This is a genomic window from Pseudomonas sp. BN102 (genome assembly GCF_029871245.1).
Lineage (GTDB): Bacteria > Pseudomonadota > Gammaproteobacteria > Pseudomonadales > Pseudomonadaceae > Metapseudomonas.
The window spans coordinates 22,436-30,059 of record NZ_SSON01000012.1 but is presented as its reverse complement, the minus strand read 5'-3'; the positions used below and the strand labels follow the sequence as shown (position 1 = coordinate 30,059).

The window sequence follows — 7,624 nt, the reverse complement described above, 5'->3', positions numbered from 1 at the left end:
GGGCCGAGAGTGATGGGTATCGCAGGCTCAACCCAGCCTACGGGCTGTTGGGACCCGTAGGTTGGGCAGAGCTACGCGAAGCCCAACGCATCGGCGCTGGCCTGGCCCCTTCGTAGGGCCGCGCTGCGCTTGGCCCAACCTACAGGGAGGCCGGACAAGGTGTCAGCGGTTGTCCTGCCAGAGCTGGGTCGAGGCCTGCAGCTGGGTCTTCACCCAGTTGCTGAACGCCTGCACGGCAGGACGTTCTGCTTTTTGCGGGTCGGCGACCAGGTAGTAGCCGCGGTGGGAATCGATGGAGATCTCGAAGGGCCGTACCAGCAGACCACGCGCCATGGCGTCGCCGCTGATCAGGTTGTCGCCGATGGATACGCCCTGGGCGGCGATGCAGGCGGACTGCGCGCAGTGGGCATCGGAGAAGACAATGCCGGTGGCCGCGTCGATGTTCGAGGCGCCAGCGGCGGTGAGCCAGACCCGCCAGTCGCTGTAGTCGGTCATGTGCAGCAAGGGGAAACCGCTCAGCTCCTGCGCACTTTTCAGGCCGCCCAGGGCGTTGATCAGGCGCGGGCTGCACACCGGGAAAAAGCGCAGCGCGACGATCTGCTCGACCGCGAGGTCCGGCCAGTCGCCGATGCCGTAAGCGATGTACAGGTCGACGTTGGCGTTGCTGACGTCATCGGGTGCGCGCGGCGAAATCAGCTGCAATTGGACCTGCGGGTACTGGCGCAGGAAACCGCCGATGTGGTGGCACAGCCAGTAGGTGGCGAAGCCGGGGTTGCAGCTCACGCAGAGTCGCCCGGACACCTGCTGGTCATCCAGGCGGCGACTGGCCTCTTCGAGGTTGGAAAGAATCTTGTGTACCTCGCGCGCGTAGCGTTCGCCCTGGTAGGTGAGGCCGATGCCACGGCCGATGCGCTCGGTGAGGGTGAAGCCGAGGCTCTCTTCGAGGCTGCTGATCTGGTGGCTGATGGCGCTGCGGGTGAGGTTGAGCTCATGGGCGGCAGCGGACACGCTGCCGAGGCGGGCGACGGCGTCCAGCGCACGCAGGGCGGTCATCGAGGGAAAGCGCATGGTGGCTCCGGATTGCGGGTGTCTGTTGAAAATATCTAAACATTAGTGGCGAAATAAATCGATTGTTGTATGCCTTGCTTCAACAATACTAGGGCCAGCTCGCCCCTGGCCGGTCTGCGCGGACAGGAGTCGTCACACCATCAAGGAATTCCGTTCATGCACGAGCCCAAGCAATTTGCCCTGGAATGGGTGGATAACCACCACAAGACGCTGTCGGACTGGCACCAGGTGATCTGGCATTACGCCGAACCCGCGTTCCGCGAGTACAAGTCCTGTGCCTGGTACATCGAGCTGCTGCGAAAGGAAGGGTTCGACGTGGAAGAGGGTAGCGGTGGCATGCCGACCGCCTTCTGCGCCACCTTCAAGAACGGTGAGGGGCCGATTCTGGCCACCTATGGCGAGTACGACGCGGTGCCCGGCAACTGTCAGGCCGCGGCCACCCGCAAGATGCCGCGTGACGGCCTGTCGCGCTTTGCGCCCGGCCATACCGATCCGCATTCGGCACTGGGGATCAGCGCCTTGGGTGGTTTGCTGGCGGCCAAGGCGGCAATGCTGGAGCACGGCATCCAGGGCACCTTGAAGTTCTTCGGCGAGCCGGCGGAAAAGCTGCGGGCCTCCAAGCCGGTGCATGCTGCCAAGGGCTATTACGACGACCTCGACGCGGCCATCAGCTTCCACCCGACCTACATGCTGCCGCTGAACAACACCACCACCTGGGACACCCACTGCGGCATCGCCTACGCCTACATCTACACCTTCACCTGCGACGATCCGCAGAATTGGATCGCCTCCGACAAGTACAGCCCGATTCCGCAGAACCACCTGGCCGCCCGCGCGCCGGGCGCCAACGATGCGCTGGTGCACTTCTACACCCTGAACGAGAGCCTGCGCCGCTCGACGCTGCCCTTCACCGGGCTGTGGAGCTACAACGAGGCCATCCTCACCGCCGGCCAGGCCACGGCCGACAACCTGCCGCCGCATATCTCGCAGATCCAGTACCTGCTGCGCTGCGATTCCATCGAGCAGGCCGAAACCATCGCCCAGGTAATGGACAACAACGCCACAGCGGCCGCGTTGGCCACTGGCTGCCAGTGGAAGAAGACCTGGGTCTGCAAGTCCCGCGGCGGTCTGCCCAACCATGCGCTGGCCCAGGCCACCTACGACAACCTGGCGGCGGTCGGTGCTCCGCGCTGGAACGGCGAAGCCATCGAGATCGCCCAGGAGATCCAGGCCAACCTGGGCCTGGAACCCATGGAAAAGCCCTTCCTGCCGGCCACCGAAGAACTGATCGAACCACAGGAATGTGAGCGCCAGTTGCGCCAGCAAATGCCGGCCTGGCAGAAGTACCTGACCTCGGACGACTACCCGGAATACACCTGGCATTGCCCGACCGTGCGCCTGCTGGTGGCGCGGCCGATGCTCGCGGCGCCGGCCGGCTATGTCTACCCGGACTGGGTGGCCAACGCCCTGGGCGGCATCCGCCAGACCATCGACCCGATGATCCAGGTGGCGGCCAAGACCATCGCCGCGACCCTGGTGGACCTCTTCACCCGGCCCGAGCTGCTGGCGGCCGCTCGCGCGGAATTCGTCGAGCGAACCGGCGGCGGTATCGGTGGCAGCCGCTGGCAGGCCCCCCTGTTGCCGCCGGGCTTCCAGGCTCCCCATCGCTTCCGCTGGCCGGAATACATCCGCACCGTGCGTGGCGAGGAGTGGTGGATTCCCGCACGCGACGACGAGTGATTGCGCTGCCGGTCCTGGCCTTGTGCGGCCACACGCTTCTCGACTGATTGACCCAAGGCGGGCAGGAAGCCCGCTCTTTTCCCCAAAGGTGCCATTGTCATGGGTAACCCAACCGACTTCCGCTCCAGCAACGTGCCCGGTCCCGCCGGCGCCGCCGACCTGGTGCTGACCAACGGCCGCATCTACACGGTGGATGCGGCCAACCCCTGGGCCGAGGCCGTGGCCATTCGTGGCGGGCGCTTCATCGCCGTCGGCGACAATGCCAGCGTGGCAAGCCTGGTCGGCGCCCAAACCCGGGTCCTGGACCTGCAGGGCCGCTTCGCCATGCCCGGCCTCTACGACATGCACACCCACCCGGACCTGAAGCTGGCGCCCGGCTATGCGGGCTACCTGGAAGTCGGCGTCGAAGACCCGACCCCGGAGCAGGTCAGGCAGGCCATCCTCGACTACGCGGCCGCCCACCCGGGCGACGGCTGGGTCTATGGCCAGTACTTCGTCCGCTACACCTTCAAGCAGGCCGGCCTGGTGCCGGATCGCGACTGGCTGGACAGCGTCCTGCCGGATCGCCCGGTGGCCATCCTCGACCGTTCCTGGGGCTGCATGATGGTCAACTCCAAGGCCCTGGAGCTGGCCGGCATCGACGCCGACACCCTGGACCCGCGCCACGGCTACATCGAGCGCGACAGCGTCACCGGCGCGCCCACCGGCATCCTGGTCGACGGCGCCTATGCGTTGATCCACGCCGCCATGCCGCCGACCCCGCAGCACGCGCTCAAGCGCGCCTACCGCGAAGGCGTGTGGTTCCAGAGCGGCCATGGCGTGGTGGGCACCAAGTACGTGCACGTCTGCGAACACCGCCTGAACGCGCTGAAGTCCATCGACCAGGTCGGCGAGCTCTCGGTGCGGGTGGAGGCCGCCATCAGCTGGCAGGACGACATCTTCCCAGTGAAGCGCCGCTGGGAGCTGCTGGCCGGCGAACGGCACTTCTACCGAAGCGCCCGGCTGAACGCCAATGCGGTGAAGTTCCACTTCGACGGCACCCACGAATCGCGCTCGTCCTACCTGTCCAGCGCCTGGCCGGGCGACAGCAGCTGGCGCGGGCACCTCAACCTGACCCCGGAACACATCACCGACATGGTGGTGGACATGGACCGCAAGGGCATCCGGGTGATCGCCCATTGCACCGGTGATGGCGCCTCCGACCTGTTCCTCGACGCCGTGGCCGAAGCCCGCCGGCGCAATGGTTATAGCGGTGTGCGCCACCAGTGCGCCCACAGCACCACGCTGCTGGACGCCAACCTGCCGCGCTTTGCGGAGCTGAACGTTACCGCCGAGTTCTCCCCCGTGGGCTGGTTCCCGTCCTCCTTCGCCTATGCCCGCGCCGTGTTCGGCGAAGACCGCATGCAGCGCGCCTACAACTTCAAGGGCGTGCTGGAGCATGGCGGCGTGGCGGTGATGGGCACCGACTGGCCGGTATCCAGCATCAACCCCTGGATAGGTTTCGAGGCCATGGTCACCCGCGAGAACCCCTTCGGCGAGGAAGAGGGTCGCTTCTACGGCAACCCGATCTCCCTGGAGCAGGCCATCCGCGTGATGACCCTCAACGGCGCCTGGTGCATGGGCATCGAGGACAAGGCGGGTTCCATCGCGGTGGGCAAGTCCGCCGACCTCATCGTGCTCGACCGCAACCTGTTCGAGCTGGAACCCAAAGGCAATATCCACGCCACCCAGGTGCAGCTGACGCTGCTGGAAGGCGAGGTGACCTGGGACCGTCACGGCGAGTTCGACGGCACTTCCTACGCCGCTACCTGGCGTGGCGAGCTGCCCAACATCCTCTGAGGCGCGCGAGGCAAGAACATGATCAGACACGACCCGATTCCTGTGACCCTGGTGTCCGGCTTCCTCGGCGCCGGCAAGACCACCTTGCTGAACCGCATCCTCACCAGTGACCACGGCTTGCGCATGGCGGTGATGGTCAACGACTTCGGCGCGATCAACATCGACAGCCAGCTGATCGTCCGCCAGACCCAGACCATGGTCAGCCTGGCCAACGGCTGCATCTGCTGCACGGTGGAAAGCGACCTGATCGAGCAGCTCGGGCGTCTGCTGGACGACCGCGCCAATCGGCCGGAATACATCGTCATCGAGGCCAGCGGGGTGTCCAGCCCGGGCAAGATCGCCAATACCCTGCGTTACCCTCAGTTCCGCGAGGCGCTGGCCATCGACAGCATCCTCACGGTGGTCGATGCCGAGCAGTTCGAGAGCCTCGAAGGCGACATGGCGCAGCTGGCCATGGAGCAGCTGGATGTGGCGGACATCATCGTCCTGAACAAGGTGGATCGGGTCAGCCGTGAGCAGGTCGAGGCCCTCAAGGCGCGCTGGCTCTACCCCAATGCGCGGCTGCTGGAAAGCCGGTTCGGCGATGTGCCGCTGGAACTGGTGCTGGGTGTCGGGCGTTTCAAGTCCACCTGGCGCTTCAAGCCAGCAACCGCCGCGCCGGCTCCTGTGCTGGCCGCAGCGCCGCCGGACCATGGTGGCGTATTCGATACCTGGAGTTTCTCCAGCGAGCGACCCTTGGCCCTCAAGGCGCTGCGCAAGACCCTTGCCGGGCTGCCGAGCGAGATCTACCGCGCCAAGGGCGTATGCCAGCTCGCCGAAGCGCCGGGCAAGCGCTGTGTCCTCCATCTGGTGGGCAGCCGCAGCGAGATCAAGCCGGAAGAGGGCTGGGAGGGCAGGGCGCCGCATACCCAGTTGATCGTCATCGGCAAGCGCGGCGCCGTCGATGCGGCAGGGCTGCAGGCGGCGTTCGAGGCGTGCATAGCCGGGTAGTCTGTCACCCTGCAGGCCTGCTTTTTGTGGGGGCGAATTCATTCGCTAAGGGCGGCGAAGCTGCCCTCCGATGGTCTGGAGGGCAGACCTTCGGCCTGCTCAGCGATTGAAATCGCCCCCACAGGGCTTCTGCATCCGGGTGACGGCCCCTACAGTGAAGTCGGCCTTCCGGCGTTCAATCCCGCGCGGGAATCCCCAGCCCGCGGATCACCGCCGGGCGCGCCAGGAAGGCTTCCAGCACCCGCTTCACATTGGCGAAGCGCTCGAACTGCACCAGTTCCCCGGCTTCATAGAAACCGACCAGGTTGCGCACCCAGGGGAAGGTGGCAATGTCGGCGATGCTGAACTGCTCGCCCATGATCCAGTCGCGGCCCTCCAGGCGCTGGTCGAGCACGGCCAGCAGGCGCCTGGATTCTTCCACGTAGCGGTCGCGGGGGCGCTTGTCCTCGTAGTCCTTGCCGGCGAATTTGTTGAAGAACCCGAGCTGGCCGAACATCGGGCCTATCCCGCCCATCTGGAACATCAACCACTGGATGCACTCGTAGCGGCCGGTGGCGTCCTCGGGCATCAGCTGGCCGGTCTTGTCCGCCAGGTAGATGAGGATGGCGCCGGATTCGAAGAGCGGCAGTGGGCGGCCATCCGGGCCGTTGGGGTCGATGATGGCGGGAATCTTGTTGTTCGGGTTGAGCGAGAGGAACGCCGTAGATATCTGCTCATTGCGCTCGAAACTTACCAGGTGCGGCTCGTAGGGCAACCCCGTCTCCTCCAGCATGATGGACACCTTGACGCCGTTGGGCGTCGGCAGGGAATAGAGCTGGAGGCGGTCCGGCTGGGTCGGGGGCCATTTGCGGGTGATGGGGAAAGCCGACAGATCGTGCATGGGGACTCCCTGTTCGAGGTTGGGGCGGATAGGCAACCTTACCCGTCCATGGACGGGCAGCGGAAGGTCCTGGTTCAACTCCTGGCGGTTGGCAGACGGCTGAGGGCGATAGCCGCGAGCATCACCCCCAGGGAGAGCCAGAGCATCGCCCGGTCGCCACCCCGGCTGCCGACCTGGGCGTAGTGGGCGGAAAGGCCCGAGGCGAGGAAAGCGATCATTCCCATGCTCACGGCATACAGCAGCGCCGGGCAGCGGCAGGTGCCCGCCGTGGTCCGTGCGGCCCGGCTGCTCTGGATCGCCAGCGGGGAGGGCGATCAGTCGTCGCGGGTGAGGACTTCCAGCAACTCGATCTCGAACAGCAGGTTGGAGTTGGGTTTGATATGGGCGCCGACCTGGCGTTCGCCGTAGGCCAGGTGTGCCGGAACGAAGAGTTTGCGTTTGCCGCCCACCTTCATGCCCATGAGGCCGATATCCCAGCCGCGGATCACGCGCCTGGTGCCGATCACGCACTGGAACGGCTTGCCGCGGGCATAGGAAGAGTCGAATTCCGTGCCGTCTTCCAGGGTGCCCCGATAGTGGGTGGTGATCAGGGCGCCCTTGACCACCTCCTTGCCATCGCCCAGCTGGATATCGGTGATCTGCAGTTCGTGACTCATTCGTCGTGCTCCTTGGTTCTGCGGCCGGGTGTGGCCATTTCGGGCTGCCTTTTCGCAGGATTCGAGCGGGCTGGCAACCGGAAGCGATGCCAGCGCTATTCAACCTGACTGCAGCGCCAGGCCGATGCCGATCGCTACCAGGGCTACGAAGCCGATGCTGCAGACTAGAAACAGGCTAAGCCTCGATGCCTGATTCTGGCCAGTGATGGGGACGCCCGGGTATCGGTTGAGCGTCAGCGTCCGGCAGGCGCACCAGCCCACCTGCCAGAGGATGATTTCAATGCCCAGTTCCAGCACAAGCCAGACGGCCAGCCGCAGCAGCAGGTAGAGCCCTCGCAGCGCGAACTTGACGGCCTGCTCCAGCACCCCATCCATGGGCAGCGCTTTCGACCATGTCCTGCAGGCGTCTCAGCAGTGCGACCCCGTCTGCTATGTGCGCCATGCGCAGTTC

Annotated in this window: 8 protein-coding genes; 3 read left to right on the top strand and 5 right to left on the bottom strand. The window is 65.6% G+C overall.

What is annotated here, in order from left to right:
* Positions 1–162: 162 nt before the first annotated feature.
* Entirely contained in the window at positions 163–1,068 is a 906-nt protein-coding gene (locus E8F12_RS00900; RefSeq protein WP_280323400.1) for a LysR substrate-binding domain-containing protein, read from the bottom strand.
* A 156-nt stretch (positions 1,069–1,224) separates the two neighbouring features.
* Here E8F12_RS00900 and E8F12_RS00895 point away from each other — a divergent pair, with 156 nt between their 5' ends.
* The 3 genes from E8F12_RS00895 to E8F12_RS00885 all read left to right on the top strand — a co-directional run bounded on the left by E8F12_RS00895 (position 1,225) and on the right by E8F12_RS00885 (position 5,637).
* Positions 1,225–2,808: an amidohydrolase gene (locus E8F12_RS00895; protein WP_280323399.1), complete on the top strand. Its 1,584-nt coding sequence runs from the start codon at positions 1,225–1,227 to the stop codon at positions 2,806–2,808.
* A gap of 99 nt (positions 2,809–2,907) precedes the next feature.
* Positions 2,908–4,647 (top strand): amidohydrolase, encoded by a 1,740-nt coding sequence (locus E8F12_RS00890; RefSeq protein ID WP_280323398.1) that lies wholly within the window; start codon positions 2,908–2,910, stop codon positions 4,645–4,647.
* 18 nt (positions 4,648–4,665) lie between these two features.
* Positions 4,666–5,637 carry a GTP-binding protein gene (locus E8F12_RS00885; protein WP_280323397.1) on the top strand — a complete coding sequence of 324 codons (972 nt, stop codon included), beginning with the start codon at positions 4,666–4,668 and terminating at the stop codon, positions 5,635–5,637.
* A 175-nt stretch (positions 5,638–5,812) separates the two neighbouring features.
* Here the strand turns inward: E8F12_RS00885 and E8F12_RS00880 are convergent, their stop codons facing one another.
* The 4 genes from E8F12_RS00880 to E8F12_RS00865 all read right to left on the bottom strand — a co-directional run bounded on the left by E8F12_RS00880 (position 5,813) and on the right by E8F12_RS00865 (position 7,548).
* Entirely contained in the window at positions 5,813–6,517 is a 705-nt protein-coding gene (locus E8F12_RS00880) for a glutathione binding-like protein (protein ID WP_280323396.1), read from the bottom strand.
* Positions 6,518–6,591: 74 nt separating this feature from the next.
* Positions 6,592–6,735, bottom strand: coding sequence for a hypothetical protein (locus E8F12_RS00875; protein ID WP_280323395.1), 144 nt, complete (start codon positions 6,733–6,735; stop codon positions 6,592–6,594).
* Positions 6,736–6,831: 96 nt separating this feature from the next.
* Positions 6,832–7,173, bottom strand: coding sequence for an FKBP-type peptidyl-prolyl cis-trans isomerase (locus E8F12_RS00870; protein ID WP_280291201.1), 342 nt, complete (start codon positions 7,171–7,173; stop codon positions 6,832–6,834).
* Positions 7,174–7,272: 99 nt separating this feature from the next.
* Positions 7,273–7,548 carry a hypothetical protein gene (locus E8F12_RS00865; RefSeq protein ID WP_280323394.1) on the bottom strand — a complete coding sequence of 92 codons (276 nt, stop codon included), beginning with the start codon at positions 7,546–7,548 and terminating at the stop codon, positions 7,273–7,275.
* Between the last annotated feature and the right edge of the window lie 76 nt (positions 7,549–7,624).

Bases quoted from the DNA above. Each gene is read 5' to 3' on its own strand.
- E8F12_RS00900 (WP_280323400.1), bottom strand. From the start codon at position 1,068: ATGCGCTTTCCCTCGATGACCGCCCTGCGTGCGCTGGACGCCGTCGCC.
- E8F12_RS00895 (WP_280323399.1), top strand. From the start codon at position 1,225: ATGCACGAGCCCAAGCAATTTGCCCTGGAATGGGTGGATAACCACCAC.
- E8F12_RS00890 (WP_280323398.1), top strand. From the start codon at position 2,908: ATGGGTAACCCAACCGACTTCCGCTCCAGCAACGTGCCCGGTCCCGCC.
- E8F12_RS00885 (WP_280323397.1), top strand. From the start codon at position 4,666: ATGATCAGACACGACCCGATTCCTGTGACCCTGGTGTCCGGCTTCCTC.
- E8F12_RS00880 (WP_280323396.1), bottom strand. From the start codon at position 6,517: ATGCACGATCTGTCGGCTTTCCCCATCACCCGCAAATGGCCCCCGACC.
- E8F12_RS00875 (WP_280323395.1), bottom strand. From the start codon at position 6,735: ATGATCGCTTTCCTCGCCTCGGGCCTTTCCGCCCACTACGCCCAGGTC.
- E8F12_RS00870 (WP_280291201.1), bottom strand. From the start codon at position 7,173: ATGAGTCACGAACTGCAGATCACCGATATCCAGCTGGGCGATGGCAAG.
- E8F12_RS00865 (WP_280323394.1), bottom strand. From the start codon at position 7,548: ATGGATGGGGTGCTGGAGCAGGCCGTCAAGTTCGCGCTGCGAGGGCTC.